The organism is Streptomyces sp. R41, from assembly GCF_041053055.1.
Lineage (GTDB): Bacteria > Actinomycetota > Actinomycetes > Streptomycetales > Streptomycetaceae > Streptomyces.
Map to the genome: position 1 here is coordinate 6,071,226 of NZ_CP163443.1, position 18,793 is coordinate 6,090,018.

20 protein-coding genes and 1 pseudogene are annotated in these 18,793 nt (G+C 70.1%); 13 read left to right on the forward strand and 8 right to left on the reverse strand.

What is annotated here, in order from left to right; genetic code table 11:
• Positions 1 to 81 precede the first annotated feature (81 nt).
• From AB5J53_RS27810 to AB5J53_RS27845, 8 genes are all read left to right on the forward strand, one after another.
• Positions 82 to 1,533: a menaquinone biosynthesis decarboxylase gene (locus AB5J53_RS27810; RefSeq protein WP_369248378.1), complete on the forward strand. Its 1,452-nt coding sequence runs from the start codon at positions 82 to 84 to the stop codon at positions 1,531 to 1,533.
• Positions 1,530 to 2,432 (forward strand): menaquinone biosynthesis prenyltransferase MqnP, encoded by a 903-nt coding sequence (mqnP, locus tag AB5J53_RS27815; protein ID WP_369248379.1) that lies wholly within the window; start codon positions 1,530 to 1,532, stop codon positions 2,430 to 2,432. Before AB5J53_RS27810 ends, mqnP begins: the two co-directional genes overlap by 4 nt.
• A 31-nt stretch (positions 2,433 to 2,463) precedes the next feature.
• Entirely contained in the window at positions 2,464 to 3,153 is a 690-nt protein-coding gene (locus tag AB5J53_RS27820; RefSeq protein ID WP_369248380.1) for a UbiX family flavin prenyltransferase, read from the forward strand.
• Positions 3,154 to 3,253: 100 nt separating this feature from the next.
• A complete protein-coding gene (locus tag AB5J53_RS27825; protein WP_369248381.1) occupies positions 3,254 to 3,709 on the forward strand; it encodes an Lrp/AsnC family transcriptional regulator in 456 nt (151 codons plus the stop codon).
• Between the two features lie 87 nt (positions 3,710 to 3,796).
• A complete protein-coding gene (gene mqnE, locus AB5J53_RS27830; protein ID WP_369248382.1) occupies positions 3,797 to 4,960 on the forward strand; it encodes an aminofutalosine synthase MqnE in 1,164 nt (387 codons plus the stop codon).
• 143 nt (positions 4,961 to 5,103) lie between these two features.
• Positions 5,104 to 5,667: an N-acetyltransferase family protein gene (locus tag AB5J53_RS27835; protein ID WP_369248383.1), complete on the forward strand. Its 564-nt coding sequence runs from the start codon at positions 5,104 to 5,106 to the stop codon at positions 5,665 to 5,667.
• A 100-nt stretch (positions 5,668 to 5,767) separates the two neighbouring features.
• A complete protein-coding gene (locus tag AB5J53_RS27840) occupies positions 5,768 to 6,070 on the forward strand; it encodes a DUF4229 domain-containing protein (RefSeq protein WP_369248384.1) in 303 nt (100 codons plus the stop codon).
• Positions 6,071 to 6,138: 68 nt separating this feature from the next.
• Positions 6,139 to 6,798 (forward strand): TetR/AcrR family transcriptional regulator, encoded by a 660-nt coding sequence (locus tag AB5J53_RS27845; protein ID WP_369248385.1) that lies wholly within the window; start codon positions 6,139 to 6,141, stop codon positions 6,796 to 6,798.
• 191 nt (positions 6,799 to 6,989) lie between these two features.
• Here AB5J53_RS27845 and AB5J53_RS27850 read toward each other — a convergent pair whose 3' ends face one another.
• The 3 genes and pseudogenes from AB5J53_RS27850 to AB5J53_RS27860 form a co-directional block, all read right to left on the reverse strand.
• Positions 6,990 to 8,282: a DUF6716 putative glycosyltransferase gene (locus tag AB5J53_RS27850; protein WP_369248386.1), complete on the reverse strand. Its 1,293-nt coding sequence runs from the start codon at positions 8,280 to 8,282 to the stop codon at positions 6,990 to 6,992.
• Positions 8,283 to 8,527: 245 nt separating this feature from the next.
• On the reverse strand, positions 8,528 to 9,370 hold the full coding sequence (locus AB5J53_RS27855) for a MaoC family dehydratase (RefSeq protein ID WP_369248387.1): 843 nt from the start codon (positions 9,368 to 9,370) through the stop codon (positions 8,528 to 8,530).
• Positions 9,370 to 9,552, reverse strand: a pseudogene (locus AB5J53_RS27860) (short chain dehydrogenase); the annotation flags it as partial. The gene AB5J53_RS27855 and the pseudogene AB5J53_RS27860, both read right to left, overlap by 1 nt.
• Before the next feature lie 593 nt (positions 9,553 to 10,145).
• Between AB5J53_RS27860 and AB5J53_RS27865 the strand changes: the two are divergent.
• Positions 10,146 to 12,113, forward strand: coding sequence for a long-chain fatty acid--CoA ligase (locus AB5J53_RS27865; protein WP_369248388.1), 1,968 nt, complete (start codon positions 10,146 to 10,148; stop codon positions 12,111 to 12,113).
• 102 nt (positions 12,114 to 12,215) lie between these two features.
• On the opposite strand, the gene AB5J53_RS27870 is transcribed toward AB5J53_RS27865, so the two are convergent.
• The 3 genes from AB5J53_RS27870 to AB5J53_RS27880 all read right to left on the reverse strand — a co-directional run bounded on the left by AB5J53_RS27870 (position 12,216) and on the right by AB5J53_RS27880 (position 13,750).
• Positions 12,216 to 12,647 carry a hypothetical protein gene (locus AB5J53_RS27870; RefSeq protein WP_369248389.1) on the reverse strand — a complete coding sequence of 144 codons (432 nt, stop codon included), beginning with the start codon at positions 12,645 to 12,647 and terminating at the stop codon, positions 12,216 to 12,218.
• Between the two features lie 114 nt (positions 12,648 to 12,761).
• A complete protein-coding gene (locus tag AB5J53_RS27875; protein WP_369248390.1) occupies positions 12,762 to 13,076 on the reverse strand; it encodes an AzlD domain-containing protein in 315 nt (104 codons plus the stop codon).
• Positions 13,073 to 13,750 (reverse strand): AzlC family ABC transporter permease, encoded by a 678-nt coding sequence (locus AB5J53_RS27880; protein WP_369248391.1) that lies wholly within the window; start codon positions 13,748 to 13,750, stop codon positions 13,073 to 13,075. The genes AB5J53_RS27875 and AB5J53_RS27880 overlap by 4 nt, the downstream gene beginning before the upstream one ends.
• Before the next feature lie 68 nt (positions 13,751 to 13,818).
• Between AB5J53_RS27880 and AB5J53_RS27885 the strand changes: the two genes are divergently transcribed.
• Positions 13,819 to 14,394: a helix-turn-helix domain-containing protein gene (locus tag AB5J53_RS27885; protein ID WP_369248392.1), complete on the forward strand. Its 576-nt coding sequence runs from the start codon at positions 13,819 to 13,821 to the stop codon at positions 14,392 to 14,394.
• Between the two features lie 96 nt (positions 14,395 to 14,490).
• Here the strand turns inward: AB5J53_RS27885 and AB5J53_RS27890 are convergent, their stop codons facing one another.
• The gene (locus tag AB5J53_RS27890; protein WP_010986243.1) at positions 14,491 to 14,694 is read right to left on the reverse strand and encodes a cold-shock protein; all 204 of its coding nucleotides are present in this window, start codon (positions 14,692 to 14,694) and stop codon (positions 14,491 to 14,493) included.
• Positions 14,695 to 15,026: 332 nt separating this feature from the next.
• On the opposite strand from AB5J53_RS27890, the gene AB5J53_RS27895 reads away from it, so the two are divergent.
• Together AB5J53_RS27895 and AB5J53_RS27900 are read left to right on the forward strand one after the other, a co-directional pair.
• The gene (locus AB5J53_RS27895; protein WP_369248393.1) at positions 15,027 to 15,875 is read left to right on the forward strand and encodes a menaquinone biosynthetic enzyme MqnA/MqnD family protein; all 849 of its coding nucleotides are present in this window, start codon (positions 15,027 to 15,029) and stop codon (positions 15,873 to 15,875) included.
• A gap of 106 nt (positions 15,876 to 15,981) precedes the next feature.
• Positions 15,982 to 17,691, forward strand: coding sequence for a serine/threonine-protein kinase (locus tag AB5J53_RS27900; protein ID WP_369252511.1), 1,710 nt, complete (start codon positions 15,982 to 15,984; stop codon positions 17,689 to 17,691).
• On the opposite strand, the gene AB5J53_RS27905 is transcribed toward AB5J53_RS27900, so the two are convergent.
• Positions 17,684 to 18,292 (reverse strand): hypothetical protein, encoded by a 609-nt coding sequence (locus AB5J53_RS27905; RefSeq protein WP_369248394.1) that lies wholly within the window; start codon positions 18,290 to 18,292, stop codon positions 17,684 to 17,686. The two genes, AB5J53_RS27900 and AB5J53_RS27905, sit on opposite strands and share 8 nt — an antisense overlap.
• Positions 18,293 to 18,478: 186 nt before the next feature.
• Between AB5J53_RS27905 and AB5J53_RS27910 the strand changes: the two genes are divergently transcribed.
• On the forward strand, positions 18,479 to 18,790 hold the full coding sequence (locus AB5J53_RS27910) for a hypothetical protein (RefSeq protein WP_369248395.1): 312 nt from the start codon (positions 18,479 to 18,481) through the stop codon (positions 18,788 to 18,790).
• The last annotated feature ends 3 nt before the right edge of the window (positions 18,791 to 18,793 follow it).

Genomic DNA, 18,793 nt, shown 5'->3' on the forward strand with positions numbered 1-18,793 from the left:
CGTTCCCCCAGTGAGCGACGGCGGGGCGGCACAGGGCCCCGGTGACGGGCACAGGGTAGCCGGTGGCAGATACTTGGACACATGGCTTACGACGATCTTCGCTCGCTGCTCCGGGCGCTGGAGCGCGAGGGCGACCTCAAGCGCATCAAGGCCGAGGTGGATCCGTATCTGGAGGTCGGGGAGATCGTCGACCGGGTGCAGAAGGCCGGTGGGCCCGCGCTGCTCTTCGAGAACGTGCGCGGGTCCGCGATGCCACTGGCCATGAACGTCTTCGGGACCGACCGGCGGCTGCTGAAGGCCCTCGGGCTGAAGTCGTACGGCGAGATCTCCGAGAAGATCGGCGGGCTGCTGAGGCCCGAACTGCCGCACGGGTTCGTCGGGGTGCGCGAGGCCTTCGGGAAGCTCGGCGCGATGACCCACGTGCCGCCGAAGAAGGTGAAGGAAGCGCCGGTCCAGGAAGTGGTGCTGCGCGGCGACGACGTCGACCTCGACACCCTGCCCGCGCTCTTCACCTGGCCGCAGGACGGCGGCTCCTTCTTCAACCTCGGGCTCACCCACACCAAGGACCCCGAGTCCGGCATCCGCAATCTCGGGCTGTACCGCCTCCAGCGCCACGACAAGCGCACCATCGGCATGCACTGGCAGATCCACAAGGACAGCCGGAACCACTACCAGGTGGCGGCGAGGCGGGGGGAGCGGCTGCCGGTCGCGATCGCCTTCGGCTGCCCGCCCGCCGTGACGTACGCCTCCACCGCCCCGCTGCCCGGTGACATCGACGAGTACCTCTTCGCCGGGTTCATCCAGGGCAAGCGCATCGAGATGGTGGACTGCAAGACGGTGCCGCTCCAGGTCCCGGCGCAGGCCGAGGTCGTACTGGAGGGGTGGCTGGAGCCGGGCGAGATGCTGCCCGAGGGGCCGTTCGGCGACCACACCGGGTTCTACACACCGCAGGAGCCGTTCCCGGCCCTCAAGATCGACTGCGTCACCATGCGGAAGCGACCGTTGCTCCAGTCGATCGTCGTGGGCCGGCCCCCGACGGAAGACGGACCTCTCGGTCGGGCGACGGAGCGGTTCTTCCTCCCCCTGCTCAAGATCATCGTTCCGGACATCGTGGACTACCACCTGCCCGAGGCGGGCGGCTTCCACAACTGCGCGATCGTCGCGATCGACAAGAAGTACCCCAAGCATGCTCAAAAGGTGATGCATGCCATCTGGGGCGCCCACATGATGTCCCTGACGAAGCTCATCGTGGTCGTCGACTCGGACTGCGATGTGCACGATCTGCACGAGGTCGCGTGGCGAGCGCTGGGGAACACCGACTACGGCCGTGACCTCACGGTCGTCGAAGGCCCGGTCGACCACCTCGACCACGCCTCCTACCAGCAGTTCTGGGGCGGCAAGGCAGGCATCGACGCGACGAAGAAGTGGCCCGAGGAGGGCTACACCCGGGACGGCGGCTGGCCCGAGATGGTGCTGTCCGACCCGGAGACGGCGGCGAAGGTCGACCGCCGTTGGAAGGAGTACGGCCTGTGAGTTCAGCTTCCGCGGCGCTCCCGCAGCCGGGCCGCACCAAGGCGTTCCTGCGCCTCGTCATGATCGAGCACTCGGTGTTCGCGCTGCCTTTCGCGTACATCGCCGCGCTCACCGCGATGTTCCAGTGGGACAAGAACATCCACTGGGGACGGCTGCTGCTCGTCACGATCGCGATGGTCGGGCTGCGCACCTTCGCCATGGCGGCGAACCGGATCATCGACCGCGAGATCGACGCCCGCAATCCCCGTACGGCCCATCGCGAACTGGTCACCGGCGCGATGTCGGTGAAGCACGCGTGGACGGGCGCGCTGGTCGCCCTGGTCTTCTTCCTCGGCGCGGCCGCGCTGCTGAACCCCCTGTGTCTGGCTCTGGCCCCCATCGCGGTCATCCCGATGGTCGTGTACCCGTACGGCAAGCGGTTCACGAACTTCCCGCAGGCCATCCTCGGTCTCGCCCAGGCGATGGGCCCGATCGGCGGCTGGCTGGCGATCTCCGGCGAGTGGTCTTGGGACGCAGTCGTCCTCGGTCTCGCGGTGGGCGTCTGGATCGGCGGCTTCGATCTGATCTACGCCTGCCAGGACGTCGAGACGGACCGCGAGATCGGCGTGCTGTCGGTGCCCGCGCGCTTCGGCATCCCGGCCGCGATCTGGGGCGCGCGCGGCTGTCACGCCGTCACCACGGCGCTGTTCGTCTGGTACGGGGCGACCACCGGCGCCGGTGCCTTCTTCTGGCTCGGCCTGGTGATCGTCGCAGTTGCCTTCCTCTACGAGCACTCCATCGTCAAGCCGCACGATCTGTCCCGCCTGAACCGCGCGTTCTTCAGCGTCAACGGTTTCATCGGCATCGCCCTGTTCGTCTGCGCCCTGCTCGATCTGCTGGTGCGCGGGCTCACGGTCTGAATCCCGGCGGTGGCCGGATAGGCTCGACATCATGAAGCCAGGACAGACGCAGCGCCGGCCTTGGATCGTGGGGGTGTCGGGTGCCTCCGGTACTCCGTACGCCGCCGCTGTGCTGCGTGCGCTTCTGGACGCGGGGGAGAGCGTCGACCTGGTGGTCTCGCGCGCTTCCCGGCTCACCCTGCTCGACGAGACCGGCCTGCCCTTCCGCGACGCCCACTGGCAGAGCGACCTGCGGGAGTGGCTGGCCCGGGGCGCCGACGGCAAGCCGGACACCTTCGACGCCTTCGAGGAACACATCGACGCCGTACGGCACTGGAGCGCGGGTGACTTGGCGGCGGGGCCGTCCTCGGGCTCGTACCCCGCGAAGGGCATGCTCATCGTGCCCGCCTCGACGGCCTGTGTGGCCGGAGTCGCCCTCGGACTGTCGAAGGACCTGCTGCAGCGCGCGGCGAGCGTCACTCTCAAGGAGGGGCGCAAGCTGGTCGTCGCCGTCCGCGAGACCCCGCTGAACGGGCAGACGCTGCGGCACCTGGTCTCCCTGGACGACGCGGGCGCGACCGTACTGCCCGCCTCACCGGCGTTCTACGCGGGGGCCACGCACATCCAGGACCTGGTGGACTTCGTCGCCGGACGGGTCCTCGACGCGGCGGGCGTCGGGCACGACCTGTACCGCCGGTGGGAGGGCGAGCTGGGTGGCGGTTCGCGTGGCAGCACCACCTGAGCACTGAGCAGTACCCAGTCACTGAGCAGTACCCAGTCACTCAGCACTTTCAGGCACTTCAGGAACTCTTCAGACCTTTTCAGTGGAAGGCTTCGATCGCATGGACGCGGTGGACAGGCAGCTCATCCAGGCCCTGAGGGAGAACGGCCGGGCCTCCTACGCGGAGCTGGGGCGCCTCGTCGGTCTGTCGGGACCCAGCGTCACCGACCGCATCAACCGGCTGGAGGCCGCGGGCGTCATCACCGGCTACCGCGCGACGGTCGACTCGGCCTCGCTCGGACTCGGCGTCACCGCCCTGATCGGCATCTCGCTCTCCGACGCCGCCGACCACGAGGACGTGGCACGCCGGATGCGGGACCTCAGCGAGATCGAGGACTGCTGGTTCATCGCGGGCGACGACTCGTTCATGCTCAAGGTGCGGGCGAGCGACGTGGACGGGTTGGAGAAGACCATCCGACGTCTTTCCGGGACCAAGGGCGTCTCCCGGACCCGTACGACGATCGTGCTCTCCACGAAGTGGGAGAACCGGGTCGGGGAGCTGCCCGAAGAGGGCTGAGGCACGAAGTGCCTGATGGGGGCCACCTCCCGCCCGAAGGGTGGAGGAGTACGGTTGTCACGGTTCGTCACGAGGAGAGGTAAACGCATGGATGTCGGGCTCAAGCGCGAGCTGGAGGACAAGGTCCGGGCCGGTGAGCGGCTGACCCGCGAGGACGGCATCGCGCTGTACGAGTCGGACGACCTGGCCTGGCTCGGCGGGCTCGCGCACGAGGTGCGCACCCGCAAGAACGGTGACGTGGTCCACTTCAACGTCAACCGTCACCTCAACATGACGAACGTGTGCACCGCCTCCTGCGCGTACTGCTCGTTCCAGCGCAAGCCGGGCGAGAAGGACGCGTACACGATGCGCATCGAGGAGGCCGTCCGCCTCGCCAAGGCGATGGAGAACGAGAACCTCACCGAGCTGCACATCGTGAACGGGCTGCACCCTAACCTGCCGTGGCGTTACTACCCGCGGTCGCTCAGCGAGCTGAAGAAGGCTCTCCCGAATGTGTCGTTGAAGGCCTTCACCGCCACGGAGATCCACCACTTCGAGACGATCTCCGGGCTGTCCGCGTCCGAGATCCTCGACGAGCTGATCGACGCCGGTCTGGAGTCGCTGACCGGCGGCGGCGCCGAGATCTTCGACTGGGAGGTCCGGCAGCACATCGTCGACCACCGCACCCACTGGGAGGACTGGTCGCGCATCCACCGCCTCGCGCACGAGAAGGGTCTGAAGACCCCGTGCACGATGCTGTACGGCCACATCGAGGAGCCCCGCCACCGCGTCGACCACGTCCTGCGGCTGCGTGAGCTGCAGGACGAGACCGGCGGCTTCCAGGTCTTCATCCCGCTGCGCTACCAGCACGACTTCGTGGACATGAAGGACGGGAAGGTCCGCAATCGTCTGCAGGCGCGTACACAGATGGCGACCGGTGCGGAGGCCCTCAAGACCTTCGCGGTCTCCCGGCTGTTGTTCGACAACGTCCCGCACGTCAAGGTCTTCTGGGTCATGCACGGCGTGCAGACCGCGCAGCTCGCGCTCCAGCACGGCGCCGACGACATGGACGGCTCGGTCGTCGAGTACAAGATCACGCACGACGCGGACAACTACGGCACGCCGAACAAGCTGACCCGCGAGGACCTGCTCGACCTGATCCGCGACGCGGGCTTCCAGCCGGTGGAGCGGAACACGCGGTACGAGATCATCCGCGAGTACGAGGGTCCCGACCCGGCGCGCCGGGAGTCGCCGCAGCCGATGCGGGTCTGACTTTCCCCTGGGATTCCCGCCCACCCGCCCGTCGGGTTCGAGGGGGCCGCGCCCCCTCGAACTCCCGCCAAGCCCGGCTCCGCCGGGCTTGTTGCGTAGGGTCGCCCCGGTCGCCGCGGCGCGGATCGCGGAGCTTAGGCTCGATGACCATGGAGTTGTGCACCAAGCCGCGCCCGGAGCCGACCGCGGTTGTGGACTTCCGGCTCGACCCCGAGCTCACGCCCGGCCTTCTCGACGAGCTGACCCGGCTGTGGGCCGACGTCAGCAACGCGGGCGGCGCGGTCGGCTTCCCCGACCGGGTGACGTACGACGAGGTACGCCCCGACACCGACCGCTACGCGCGGACCATCGCCGAGGGCCGGCACCGGCTGCTGGCCGGGTTCGATCGCGCCGGACGGCTGCGCGCCACGGCCTTCCTCGGCTTCAACACGCACCGGCTCCAGCACCACTGGGCCTGGCTGACCACGGTCATGGTGGACCCCGCGCTGCAGGGCGGCGGCCACGGCCGGGCGCTGCTCGCCGCCGCCGAGGAGCACGCCCGGGCGCTGGGCCTGGAGGCACTGAAGCTGACCTGCCGGGGCGGGATGGGCCTGGAGCACTTCTACGCCTCGTGCGGCTACAAGGAGGTCGGCCGGGTGCCCGGGGGGCTGCGGGTCACCGCGGACGACTACCGCGACGACATCATGATGTGGCTCGCGCTGCACTGATACCGCCCCCCGGATCCGGCCCCCGTGCAAGATCGTCACCCGGGCGTGCTTCACTGGACGGTGCCCTTTGGGAACATTCGATACGGAAGAGTGGATTGACATGGGCCGCTACACACTGATGCGCCTTGGTATCTTCGCGGGCTGCCTCGTGGTCGTCTGGGGCCTCGTCTACTCCGGTATCGCCCCGCGCGGACTCGGCGACTCCAACTACATGTGGGTCGTCCTGCTCTCCCTGGTGATCTCCGCGCCCATCAGCTTCGTCGTGCTGCGCAAGGAGCGCGACCGCGCCTCGGCCCAGGTCGTCGCGCGCGTGGACCGCATCAAGGCCAACCTGGAGGGCAACCGCAGCCAGGAGGACATCGCGGACGACACGACGCGTGGGGCGCAGGGCCAGACCTCGTAACACCCTTACCCCTCCATACCGCTCCTCACCGTCCCGTCAGGGCGGCGGGCGATCGTACGCTTGCCCGCATGGGTGCTGTGAAGAACAAGCGGATGCCACGTGCGGTACGTGAACAGCAGATGCTGGACGCCGCCGTGTCGACCTTCGGGCAGCGGGGGTACCGGGCCGCGTCGATGGACGAGATCGCCGAACTCGCGGGCGTGTCCAAGCCGTTGGTGTACCTGTACCTCAACTCGAAGGAAGACCTCTTCACCGCGTGCATCCGGCGTGAGGCGAAGGCGCTCACCGACGCCGTCCGCGCGGGCGTACGGTCCGGTCTGCCCGCCGACCGTCAACTCTGGGAAGGGCTGCGGGCGTTCTTCACGCACACCGCCGAGAACCCCGACGGCTGGGCGGTTCTGCACCTCCAGGCCCGTACGCACGGCGAGCCGTTCGCGGCCGAGGTCTCCGCGATGCGGGAGGAACTCGTCGTGTTCGTCACGCAGTTGATCGTGGTGGCCGCCCGTGAGGCCCACCGCGACCCGTCGCTCCCCGAGCGCGAGGTGGCCGGCCTCGCCGAGGCCCTGGTCGGCGCAGCCGAGTCCCTCGCCGCCTGGGCCAACGCCACCCCGGGCGTCTCCGCCAAGCAGGCCGCCGCGACCCTGATGAACTTCGCCTGGGCGGGCCTCGGCGACCTCATGGAGGGGCGCCCCTGGTCGCCGCCCGCCGCGGAGGTTCAGCCCACGTAGCCCTGTTCGCGCCCTGCGCGGAGGCTCCGGCCAAGCAGCCCTGGTCGACGCCGTGATCCCGTGTGGTGCCGGCGTACCAGGGGGTGGCCCGCCAGCAGCTCGCGGGCCGGTGGAGGTCGAGGAGCTGGGCGGGGCTTTCGACGAGGGCGAGAGCTCGGGTCATGGTCTCGCTCCCGAGCGGTGCCGCCCGGTCATGCCTGTCCCCAGCGGCGGAGGGTGGGCGCGACCTTCTCGCGGCCCACGCGGTAGAGGGACTTGGCGCCGCTGCGGGCGGCCCGGCGGACGACCGCCCTGAGCGGACCCGCGCCGGCCCCGCCCAGGGGAACCGGCAGCGGCCTGCCCTTCTCGTCGAAACCGTTGCGCTCCAGGATGCCGCCCAGATAGGCCCCGGCCCGCTGCGGCGAGTAGTACGGCCGCAGCGGCGGCAACGATCCGCAGGCGCGCAGCGCGCCGAGCCGGGCACGGGCGGCGGCGTACGGGTCGCTCTTGCCGATGCCCTGCCGCGCCGCCCACACCGGATCGACGCGAGGCAGCGCCCCCGCGTCCAGGTCGTCCCAGGAGGCGAGGCAGCCGGAGTGCACGAAGTAGTGGTTGCCGTGCGCCTCACGGACGCCGAAGTCGGTGAGGATCGCGGTCGGGATGCCCCGGTGCATCGACTCCAGCGCGGCCGTGGAACTCACCGTCACCAACAGGTCGGTACGGTCGAGGACTTCACCCATGTTGCCGTAGACGAGCTGGAGGTTGGCGGGCGCGGGCTCTGCCATCTCCTCGATGAGCACCTGGTACGGGCTGGCCTCGACGTGCGTCGTGTGCTCGCCGGGGAGACTGCGCAGCTTCATCAGGACGAGCCGGTCGGGATGGAGCCGGGCGTGCGCGGCCGCGCGTTGCAGCAGCTTCAGCCGGGACTCCCGGCCCTTGGGCACGGAAGGCTGGACCGCGAAGGTGAGGGTGAAGGGGCGGTCGGCGGAGGGGACGTACGGGGCGCCGTCGAGGAACGGCAGCGCGCACTCCACGACGGAGTCCGGATCCACCCCGACGCCGGCGAAGGCGCCGCGGAACCGGTCCGCGTCGTACGCGCTGTTGGCGAGGACGACATCGGTGCCGGCGCGGGTGAGGAGCCCGTCGACCATCTTCTCGTAGACGACCCCGACGTATCCGGTGACGGTGACGGGCCGCCGCTCCCGCGCCTCCCACGCGATCCCCAGGCTGTGGGTGAGCGCCAGCGTCGTACCGCCGGCGGTCGCCATGACGACGACGTCGGCCCCGGCCAGCTCCTCGTCGTCCACCAGCTCGGCCGCCGAGACCTCGCGCCGGGTGTCGGGCACGATCCCGATCTCCGCGAGCTGGCGCTCCGTCGGGGTGGCGCGGGTGCGCAGGAAGAGGGCGTCGAGCGCGTGCTCGGGGGCGATCTGCCGTGCGACCGAGGCTCCCCACTTCCAGCGGGTGTCCGAGTCGGCGAGTACGGCGATACGTCTGGGCGGCATGGCTCAGTGGCCTTCCTGGCGTGGTCCAGCGGGGTGCGCTGAGGCTAGGAACGACTCCTGAGGACTGGATGAGGGATGCCTTCAAAGGGCCTTGGGGCGCTGGGCATTCGCTGTGAGGGGTTTCTCGGCCACCCCCGTTCACCCCCGTTTTCCTGGGGTTTCGTGGCAGGGGCAGACGGGCGTACCGGACTGGAGTCCCCAAGAGTTCGCGAGTTGTTCACCTTGTTTCCTGGAACCCGCGACGCTCAGCCGGACAACGCGCGCGTCTCGCCACTGAGGTGGACCCGCTCCCCGCCCCGCAACTCGAAACGCCCGCCGTCGGCCGCGTACGTCACCGTGCCCGGGAGCAGTACGGGTGCCTTGAACTCCGCTCGCACGCACACGGATTCGCCGACCTGCTGCGCGGCGAGACAGCGGGCGACGGTCCACATGCCGTGGGCGATGGCGCGGGGGAAGCCGAAGAGCCGTGCGGTGATCGGGTACAGGTGGATGGGATTCCGGTCCCCGGAAGCGGCCCCGTACCGCCGCCCGACGTCTTCGGCGAGGCGCCACTCGGCGAGCGCGGGCAGCGGCTTGCGCTCCGCCTCGGGCGCCTCCGAAGCGGGGCGGCCTTCGGTCCGGTGCCGCGCGAGGTACGTACTCCGCGACTCCCATACGAGGCTGCCCTCGGCCCACGCCTCGGTCACGACCGTCGCCTCGGTGCCCCGCCGGTGCGGCGCCAAGCCCGCCACATGCACGGCGAGTTCGTACGCCACCGTGGCCGCGAGCTCTCTGCGCTGCGTGATCTCGATCGAGGTGTGCACCAGGCCGAGCAGCGGAAGCGGGAAGGAACGGCCCGCCATGATCCGCATGGCCAGCGGGAACCCGAGGACGTGCGGGTAGGTGACGGGCAGCGCGTCCGCCCCCGTCGCGAAGCCGCACACCCGCTCGTAGGCGGCGAGCCGCGCGAGGTCGACGCGCACGCCGGGCAGGACGACCCGGGTCGCGGGCACGGCGGCGTCGGGGCGGGGACGCTTGAGCGGGGAGAGCAGGGCACCGCGGGCGAGGAGCGGGCCGAGCGCGGGGAAGCCGGTGAGGGTGTCGGACACTATGCCCCCAGCAGACTCTGGCCGCAGACCCGTACGACCTGGCCGTTGACCGCGCCGGACGCCGGGTGGGCGAGCCAGGCCGTCGTCTCGGCGACGTCGGCGGGCAGCCCGCCCTTGGCGAGGGAGTTCATCCGGCGGCCCGCCTCGCGGATGAGGAGGGGGACGGCGGCGGTCATCCTCGAGCTGCTGCTCGTGCGCAACCCCGTGTGGGCCCCAGCGGGTGCCAGGCCGAGGTCCGACTTGCCGGCGGTGAGGTGGAGCAAGTCGCCCGCCAGTGAGGGATGTCGGGGTGACCAGCGCCGAAGAGCCGTCGGCTGCGGCAGCCCGAGCCGCCGGGTCGGAAACCGGCCGGGCGCGATGCCGGCGAAGCTCGGATAGCGGTCGGCCATGTTCCAGCTCCCTGCCCCTCGGATGCTTACTCTGGAGTAAGGTTACCGTAGGTAAGCCTACGGCAACCCAAGTCGAGGGTGAGGGGCAGGTCGAGATGAGTCCCCGTGGTGTGGGTGGGCAGGGCGTGACGGCGACCCGGAACGCACATGAGGCAGGGGGTGGTTGGGACGGGACGGGTCGCGGCCTGTGTGGCCGCCGAGGCTGCACAGCCCCGACTCCGGACCATCCCCGAACCCGCACGAACTCCACACGCGGGCGCCGTACGATCTCCGACCTAACCAGCGGTAACACCCCGGTCGCGCACCGCTGGTGAACGCCTCAGTACGCACGGCGCGTACCTCATGCAGCAGAGCAGTCCGTAGCTGCACGCCCCAGGAGCTGCCCCATGTCCGTCCCGCACGCGTCCTCGTCCCCGTCGCCGTCCTCATCCGGCTTCGACTCCGCTCCGGTCCCCGACTTCGACCTCGACTACGACGGCGGGCCCGTACTCGTGGAGCCGGCGATACGACGGCTGGACGGGGTGGCGCGAGAGGTGTCCGTGCCGCCGCTCGCCGCACCGGTGACCCACGGTTCGCTCGCCGACCTGCCCTTCGACAACGCGGACGCGGCCCCGAGCCAGGTGGTCCTCAGCCGCAAGGGGCCACAAGGCCGTTGGACGCAGGTGACCGCCGCCGAGTTCGCGGGTCAGGTGCTGGCGGTGGCGAAGGGGCTGATCGCCGAGGGGCTGGTGCCGGGCGACCGCATCGCCATCAAGGCGCGTACGACCTACGAATGGACGCTCCTGGACTTCGCCGCGTGGGCGGCGGGCCTGGTGACGGTCCCCGTCTACCCCACTTCCTCCATATTCCAGGTCCGCTGGATCCTCCAGGACTCGGGCGCGGTGGCCCTGTTCACCGAGAGCGTGGCCCAGGCGTCGGCCCTCGGTCCCGAGCGTGAACGCCTGCCCGACCTCAGGCACATGTGGGTCATGGAAAAAGATCACGTGGAGCGACTGGCGGAGCTGGGCGAGTCGGTCCCGGACCAGGAAGTGGCCGTACGCCGGGGGATGTTGATCCCGGACACCCTGGCCACCCTCATCTACACCTCGGGTACGACGGGCCGCCCCAAGGGCTGCGCGCTCACACACGGCAACTTCTTCGCCGAGGTCGACAACGCGATCGAACTCCTCTACCCGATCTTCAAGGCGAAGTCGGGCGAAGAGGTGTCCGTCCTCCTCTTCCTGCCCATGTCCCACGTCTTCGGCCGCATGGTCGCCATCGCCTGCGTCCGCGCGCGGGTACGGCTCGGCCACGCGCCGAGCCTCAAGGCGGACGACCTGCTCCCGGACCTGGCGGGCTTCAAACCGACGTGCCTGCTGACCATCCCGTACATGCTGGAGAAGGTCTTCAACGGCGCCCGCGCCCGCGCCGAGGCGGGCGGCCGGGTCTCGTCCTTCGAGCGTGCGGCGAAGGTGGCCACACGGTACGGCGAGGCCATGGAGGCCAAGCAGACCGGCACGGGCCCCGGCCCCACCCGCGCCCTCAAGACCGCCCGAGCCTTCTACGACCCCCTCGTCTACCGCCGCATCCGCAACGCCATGGGCGGCCGCGTCCGCAACGTGATCTGCGGCGGCTCCCCGCTGGGCCGCCGCCTCGCCGCCTTCTACGCGGGCGCGGGCATCGAGATCTACGAGGGCTACGGCCTCACGGAGACGACCGGAGCGGCCACGGTCACACCCCCGCTCAAACCCCGTCTCGGCACGGTCGGTTGGCCGCTCCCGGGCACGAAGGTCCGCATCGCGGGGGACGGTGAGATCCTGCTGTCCGGCGACCAGGTCCTGCGCGGCTACTGGGATCCGCAGGCGGGAGGCGTGGTCCCGGCCGCCCCCGACGGCTGGCTGCCCACGGGCGACCTCGGAGCCCTGGACGACGACGGCTACTTGACCATCACAGGCCGCAAGAAGGAGCTCCTCATCACGGCAGGCGGCAAGAGCGTGGCGCCGGCCCCCATGGAGAACTGGCTCCGCTCCCACCCCCTGATCTCCCAGTGCATGGTCCTGGGCGACGGCCGCCCCTACGTCTCCGCCCTGATCACCCTCGACCTCGACGGCATCACCCACTGGCGCCAGATGAACGGCAAGCACCCGGTCCCGGCGGAACTCCTCATCAACGACGAGGAGTTGCGACGGATCCTGCAACGAGCGGTGGACGAAGCGAACAAGCTCGTCTCCCGGCCGGAGTCCATCCGCCGCTTCGCCGTCCTGCCGGTGGACTTCACGGAGGAGGCGGGCCACCTGACCCCGTCGATGAAGCTGCGCCGGGAGGCGGTCATGCGCGACTTCGTGCAGGAGGTGGAGGGGCTGTACGAGCGGTGAGCCGCGCGGGGGCAACGGGGTACGCCCGATGGGCTGTGCGGGCCAAGGCGTGCCCCGCCGCGGGCTCAGTCGCGAGGTCGGCTCACAGCCGCCGGTCGACCGTCAGCCGCAGTGGACGTCCGTCCACTGGTCGCCGACCGCCCTGGAGCCGCTGGGAGATGTCACCCAGCCGCTGACCGTGACGCAGTGTCCGTCCATGCTGGTCAGGCTGACCGGGCCGGCGTACTCGTAGAAGTAGTCTTCCTGCTTCTTGAACCGGTCACCCTGCCGGATGGTGACCTTGAGCAACTGCCTCTGCCCGTAGTACTTCCGCGCGACGTTGACCACACAGTTGGTGCCACCGTTGGCGCTCGAGTAGAACAGGTGGAGCGTGCCCCAGACGGACCCGTCGGTGTCCTTGATGTTGTACGTGTCGATCTCGGAGCCGGCACATCCATAGGCGCCTTGCGCAGCGGCCGAAGCGGTGGGCGCGGCAGCCAGGCCCAGCCCTGCTGTCGCGGCGAGCGAAACCAGACCGATCAGCAATTTCCGCACGGTGCGTCCTTTCCCTGGGGAGTGGCAAATGAGCGCGCCAAATGAATCATGCGGCGCGGGACGCGTGCATCGGATCCCCGGGAACTGGCGTCATCGCGCCACGCCGCTGTCGCCTCACGCCACCCCGGCCGCCCGCAGCAGCGCCGTCACCGCCGCCGCGCCCAGGACCACCACGACGAACGGCGCCCGACGCCACGCCAGTACGCCCCCCACCAGCACCCCGATGGGCCGCGCCCACCCCGCGAACCCCCGAGCCTCCGTGAACGCCCCCGTGGCCAGCAGCGCCACGAGCAGCACCACCGCACCGGCGGACAGCAACTGTCGTACGCGTACGGGAAGTTCCACCCGCCCGTGGAGCACCGGCCCCACGAGCCGGAAGGCGTACGTCCCCACCGCGAGAGCCAGGATCGCGGTCACCGCCGGGGTCATGACGGCCTCCGGGCCAGAAGTCCCGTCAGGGCCAGCAGCACCGGCACTCCCGGGGGGACGAAGGGAGTCACCGTCAGCGCCAGGGCCGCCCCGGCGAGCGCGGCGCGGCGTACGCCCGCGTCCTCTCGTAGCGTGGGCAGTACCAGCGACACCAGTACGGCGGGGAATGCCGCGTCCAGCCCGTACGCGTCGGTGTCGCCGAGCGCGCTTCCGGCCAGCGCGCCGCCCAGGACGCATACGTTCCACACGGCGTACAGGCCGAGCCCGGAGATCCAGAAGGCGGCCCGGCGCCTGGCCATGTCGGGCTGAGCCAGCGCGAAGGCGACCGTCTCGTCCGTGACCAGGTGGGCGCCGAGCAGCCGGGTCACCCGGCCCCGGCCCAGTACGTCGGCCACCGCCAGGCTGTACGCCGCCGTACGGGTGTTGAGCAGCAGCCCCGTCACCGCCGCCGCGAACGGCCCGCCCCCGGCCAGCAGAATCCCCACCGCGCTGAACTGGGCCGAGCCGGCGTACACCACCAGCGACATCACCACCGGTACCCACACGGGCAGCCCGCCCGCGACGGCGATGGCCCCGAACGACACGCCGACGACCCCGCCGGCGAGACAGACGAGGGCGACATCCCTGAGCAGGGCCTGGTCGTCGATCACGGGTGTTCGGAGAAGCGAACGCATGTTTTCTACAATGAACAGTGAGTGCCCTGTTCGTCAAGGAGAACGATCGTACCGATGGAGCGAACAAAGTGACTGACGCAGACGGTGGGCCACCGTCCCGCCTCCCCCTCGACTGGATCGCCGCCTCGCTACGCCGCGAGCGCACCCGCGCCGGCCTGTCCCTCTCCGAGCTGGCCAAACGCGCCGGTATCGCGAAGTCCACGCTGTCCCAGCTGGAGGCGGCGAGCGGCAATCCGAGCATGGAGACGATCTGGGCGCTGGGTGTGGCGCTGGGGGTGCCGTTCAGTGCGCTGGTCGAGCCGCCGGCTCCAGCGGTCCAGGTGATTCGCGCCGGCCGGGGGCCCACTGTCGCCTCGGAGCAGGCCAATTACGTCGCGACGCTGCTGTCGGCCAGCCCGCCCGGTGCTCGCCGGGACATCTACCACCTGCGTGCGGAGCCGGGCGCGGCCCGGGAGTCGGAGCCGCACATCCCGGGCACGGTGGAGCACCTGATCGTGAGCACGGGGAGGGTGAAGGCGGGGCCTGTCGGGGAGGCGGTGGAGCTGGGGCCCGGCGACTACATGTCGTACCGCGGCGACGTACCGCACGCGTACGAGGCGCTGGAGCCCGGGACGACGTTCGTGCTCGTGATGCAGCACGTGTAAGGACAAAGGCAGGAGCCCCGCGACCGGCTGGCGCGGGGCTCCTTGGGTACTGCTATCCGTTCCGGATCAAAGCATTGGGCTCATGGAGCCGAAGGCTTAGAGCGGAGTGACGTTCTCCGCCTGCGGGCCCTTCGGACCCTGCGTGACGTCGAAGGAAACCGACTGGTTCTCTTCGAGAGAGCGGAATCCGCTCGCGTTGATCGCGGAGTAGTGGACGAAGACGTCCGGGCCGCCGCCTTCCTGGGCGATGAAACCAAAGCCCTTTTCGGCGTTGAACCACTTCACGGTTCCGGTAGCCATAAGCCCTCCTTGGGCCCAAAGGGTTGCCCTGCTCCAGAACCTGCGATTGTGTAAACAACTGCATACGTCTGAAAACGACGAGAGCCCGCGGTCACATGCTCCGCAGGCTCTGTACTGCAAGGGAAACCAAACTGCAACTTGCGGCGAGCCTAGCACGCAGGCAGCCGAAAGCAATAGAGGGCAAGATCACGTCACCCGGATGTTTGACCCCGGTCGGGGATGGGTTGACGTCGCGGTGTCACAAGGGTTGACACGAGGGGTCGAGATAGTTTCCGAAACCACTCCGGCACCCTGAAGCCTGCACCGTACCCCATGGGGTCTAGCCTCACGATGTGGACAATCCTCGCACCCGGCCGCGCGTCGGCCACATCCAGTTCCTGAACTGCCTGCCCCTGTACTGGGGGCTCGCGAGAACCGGCACGCTCCTCGACTTCGAGCTCACCAAGGACACCCCGGAGAAGCTCAGCGAGAAGCTGGTGCAGGGCGACCTCGACATCGGGCCGATCACGCTCGTCGAGTTCCTCAAGCACGCCGATGAGCTGGTCGCCTTCCCGGACATCGCGGTGGGCTGCGACGGGCCGGTGATGTCCTGCGTGATCGTCTCGCAGGTCCCGCTGGACCAGTTGGACGGCGCCAGGGTCGCGCTCGGCTCGACCTCGCGGACGTCGGTGAGGCTCGCCCAGCTGTTGCTGGCCGAGAAGATCGGTGTCCAGCCGTCGTACTACACGTGCCCGCCCGATCTCAGTCTGATGATGCAGGAGGCCGACGCCGCCGTACTCATCGGTGACGCGGCGCTGCGGGCCAATCTGCTCGACGGGCCGAAGTTCGGTCTGGAGGTGCACGACCTCGGCTCCCTGTGGAAGGAGTGGACGGGCCTTCCGTTCGTCTTCGCCGTGTGGGCCGCCCGGCGCGACTACCTGGAGCGCGAGCCTGCCGTCACCCGCAAGGTGCACGAGGCGTTCCTTGCCTCCCGGGACCTCTCCCTCGACGAGGTCGGCAAGGTCGCCGAGCAGGCGGCGCGCTGGGAGGCCTTCGACGAGCAGGTCCTGGAGCAGTACTTCACGACGCTCGACTTCCGCTTCGGCCGCCCGCAGCTGGAAGCGGTACGGGAGTTCGCGCGCCGGGTCGGCGCGACGACAGGGTTCCCGACGGACGTGAACGTACGACTGCTGGAGTCCTGAGAGTCCTTCGGGTCCTGAGGCTCGGGCGTTTGCGGCGGCGCTTACGGCACTACCCTGCTGGGCAGTGCGTCCGGTGCGTACGGGGGAGGGATGAGCTGTGAGCGCCATGCAGCCGCTCGGAGGCGACGAACCCACGGTCGTGGGGCCCTACCGGCTGCTCGGCCGGCTGGGCTCCGGCGGCATGGGGCGCGTCTATCTGGGCCGCAGCGCGGGCGGCCGTACGGTCGCCGTCAAGATCGTGCACCCGCACTTCGCGCTCGACGAGGAGTTCCGCGCCCGCTTCCGCCGCGAGGTCGAGGCCGCCCGGCGGGTGGGTGGCGCGTGGACGGCCCCGGTCCTGGACGCGGACCCGGAGGCGTCGGTCCCGTGGGTCGCCACGGGGTACGCGGCCGGTCCTTCGCTCGCCGCCGCCATCGCCGACAGCGGCCCCCTTCCGGTGCATTCGGTACGAGTCCTCGGCGCCGGCCTCGCCGAAGCGCTCTCGGCGGTCCACGCGTTGGGCCTCGTCCACCGCGACGTCAAACCGTCCAACGTGCTGCTCACCCTCGACGGTCCTTTGCTGATCGACTTCGGCATCGCGCGGGCCACGGACGGCACGGCGTCGCTGACCTCGACGGGCGTCTCCGTGGGCTCCCCGGGCTACATGTCGCCCGAGCAGATCCTCGGCAAGGGGGTCGCCGGGGCGGCGGACGTCTTCTCCCTCGGCGCGGTCCTGGTGTACGCCGCGACGGGCGAGTCGCCCTTTCCCGGGGACTCCTCCGCCGCTCTCCTCTACAAGGTGGTGCACGAGGAGCCCCGACTGGGCGCCATGGAAGGGGAGTTGCGCGAGCTGGTGTCGGCATGCCTGGCGAAGGACCCGGGCGCGCGCCCGACGCCCGACGAGGTGGCGGTCCGGCTGGCCCCGCAGGGCGCTGCCCGGCTGGTGACGGCGGGATGGCTGCCGGGATCCCTGGTGGAACAGGTGAGCCGAAGCGCCGTACAGCTGCTGAACCTTGAGGCGACGGAGGCGGCGCCTTCAGGGCCGGTGGGGTTCAGCAGCCCTTCGGTGGAGGCGAGTTCAGACGCAGGGGTCGAGGCAGGGACCGGAGTCGCGAATGGTGCCGGGACCGGGGTGCCCGTGTCCGGCGGGGTGTTCGGGCCGCCGCCCGTGATGCCCGCGCAGGCAACGGGCGTACCGGATCAGCGGCAGCCGCAGGACGTCGTGCCACCGCCCCCAAGCCACCCGGGCAAGGTCTCCGTCAGCGTGGCCGCGACCTCCGTACCCGGTGCGAACGGCCGGGGCCGCAGGATGAGTTGCACGGTCGCCCTCGCCGTCGCGGGAGCGGTGGCGGCTGTGACGGTGGGCTCGGCGTTCCTGTTCGACCTGCTGCCGGGCGGCGGCGGGTCCAACGACGCGAGCAGCTCGGGGGGCGGCGCGCACCCCTCGGCCAGCGGCAGCGCCCCAGGCGCCGGGGAGCAGCCGTCCGCGATCCCGGCCTCCTACCTGGGCACCTGGGAGGGCGACGGCCTCGCCCTCGGCGGCACCCTTCCCATGGGCACCTTCCGCGTCACCGTCCACCGGGCCGCCGTGGGCAAGGAGTTGGGCACCTTCCGCCAGACCGACCAGATCGGCGGCATCTGCGACGACGTACTCATCCTCAAGAAGGTCACGAAGAAGCAGCTCGTCGTCACGAGCGTGGCCAACGAGTCCAACCGCGATGTCTGCACGAAGGGCGAGCACGAGGTGCGGCTGACCCCTGTCGGGGGCGACCTCAAGTTCGAGCAGGACAACTCTGAGGCGGGGGATCCGGTGGCGCGGATGGCGAAGGTCAAGTAGCCGTCGGTTCAACTGCTCGGCGCCGCTTGTCGTACAAGCCGTAGGCCGTGATCAGCAGCACCGCGCCAACGACAGTCGCGGCCAGGCCCACGAGGGACACGTAGGGGTAGCGGCGGCTGATCCAGCAGTACTCGCCGGCCGACGAGCAAAAGCCGTACCGGTGACTGCGCTTGGGATGCCAGGTCTGCATGGCGACGGCCGAGACGATGACGGCCAGGGCCGCGCCAGGGAGAGACAGCGCGATCCATGGCAGCGAACGAACCTTGTTCGTCTTCCACTTCATCCGCGTCAGCGGCGCCCCGAAGAGGAGCAGCGAGACGGGGAAAACCAGTCCGGCCGAGACGGCGAAGCCGTAACCACCGCCCGGCCAATTCGGTGCGACCTCGTGCCAGAGGTCACCGGCCCACGCGAGCGGCCCCACAACCAACGCGGTGATGACACCCACGGCGATCAGGAGGACCAGGGAGGCGAAGCCGAAGGCCCGCGCACGCTTCCAGCGCCGCTCCCGAGGGGCCGCCGCGGCCTTCCCGCCTGGCACGTGGTCGTACCGGAGAGAGGCCTCCGCCGCGCGCTGCAGCCTCCGCTTCGCCGAACCACTCACCGGACCTGCTCCCCTCACCAGTCCCACCCATCACTACTGTGTCTGCGATAGCGAACACCATCACGCGCATCGCACGCACCGCAATCCGTACAGCGACAACGGGGAAGGCCCGACCATGGAGACACTGCAGCCGGACGATCCACGGGAGTTGGGAAGCTACCGGTTGCAAGACTGGGTGCGGGCGGCATGGGCCGGGTGTATCTGGCCCGTTCGCCCGGCGGACGCACGGTCGCGGTGAAGGTCGTACGCCCGGACCTGGCCGCGGACGGCGACGGAGCCCGACGCGCGCCCACGACGTTCCTGCGTGCGGGAGCGACCCTGTACGGCGCTTCCTACTGGGACGAGGGCGGCATCTTCGCCATGGAGGCGAAGACCGGCAGGTCCCGCTGGGTGTTCAACGACAACAAGGGGCCGGGTGAGCCCTGGCGGGTGGCCATCTCCGGGAACCGGCTGCTGGCGACGCACGGGTTCGAGATCTACGCGCTGCCCGCGGTGTGAACG

Bases quoted from the DNA above. Each gene is read 5' to 3' on its own strand.
- AB5J53_RS27810 (WP_369248378.1), top strand. From the start codon at position 82: ATGGCTTACGACGATCTTCGCTCGCTGCTCCGGGCGCTGGAGCGCGAG.
- AB5J53_RS27820 (WP_369248380.1), top strand. From the start codon at position 2,464: ATGAAGCCAGGACAGACGCAGCGCCGGCCTTGGATCGTGGGGGTGTCG.
- AB5J53_RS27825 (WP_369248381.1), top strand. From the start codon at position 3,254: ATGGACGCGGTGGACAGGCAGCTCATCCAGGCCCTGAGGGAGAACGGC.
- mqnE (WP_369248382.1), top strand. From the start codon at position 3,797: ATGGATGTCGGGCTCAAGCGCGAGCTGGAGGACAAGGTCCGGGCCGGT.
- AB5J53_RS27835 (WP_369248383.1), top strand. From the start codon at position 5,104: ATGACCATGGAGTTGTGCACCAAGCCGCGCCCGGAGCCGACCGCGGTT.
- AB5J53_RS27840 (WP_369248384.1), top strand. From the start codon at position 5,768: ATGGGCCGCTACACACTGATGCGCCTTGGTATCTTCGCGGGCTGCCTC.
- AB5J53_RS27845 (WP_369248385.1), top strand. From the start codon at position 6,139: ATGGGTGCTGTGAAGAACAAGCGGATGCCACGTGCGGTACGTGAACAG.
- AB5J53_RS27850 (WP_369248386.1), bottom strand. From the start codon at position 8,282: ATGCCGCCCAGACGTATCGCCGTACTCGCCGACTCGGACACCCGCTGG.
- AB5J53_RS27865 (WP_369248388.1), top strand. From the start codon at position 10,146: ATGTCCGTCCCGCACGCGTCCTCGTCCCCGTCGCCGTCCTCATCCGGC.
- AB5J53_RS27875 (WP_369248390.1), bottom strand. From the start codon at position 13,076: ATGACCCCGGCGGTGACCGCGATCCTGGCTCTCGCGGTGGGGACGTAC.
- AB5J53_RS27880 (WP_369248391.1), bottom strand. From the start codon at position 13,750: ATGCGTTCGCTTCTCCGAACACCCGTGATCGACGACCAGGCCCTGCTC.
- AB5J53_RS27890 (WP_010986243.1), bottom strand. From the start codon at position 14,694: ATGGCTACCGGAACCGTGAAGTGGTTCAACGCCGAAAAGGGCTTTGGT.
- AB5J53_RS27900 (WP_369252511.1), top strand. From the start codon at position 15,982: ATGCAGCCGCTCGGAGGCGACGAACCCACGGTCGTGGGGCCCTACCGG.
- AB5J53_RS27910 (WP_369248395.1), top strand. From the start codon at position 18,479: ATGGGCCGGGTGTATCTGGCCCGTTCGCCCGGCGGACGCACGGTCGCG.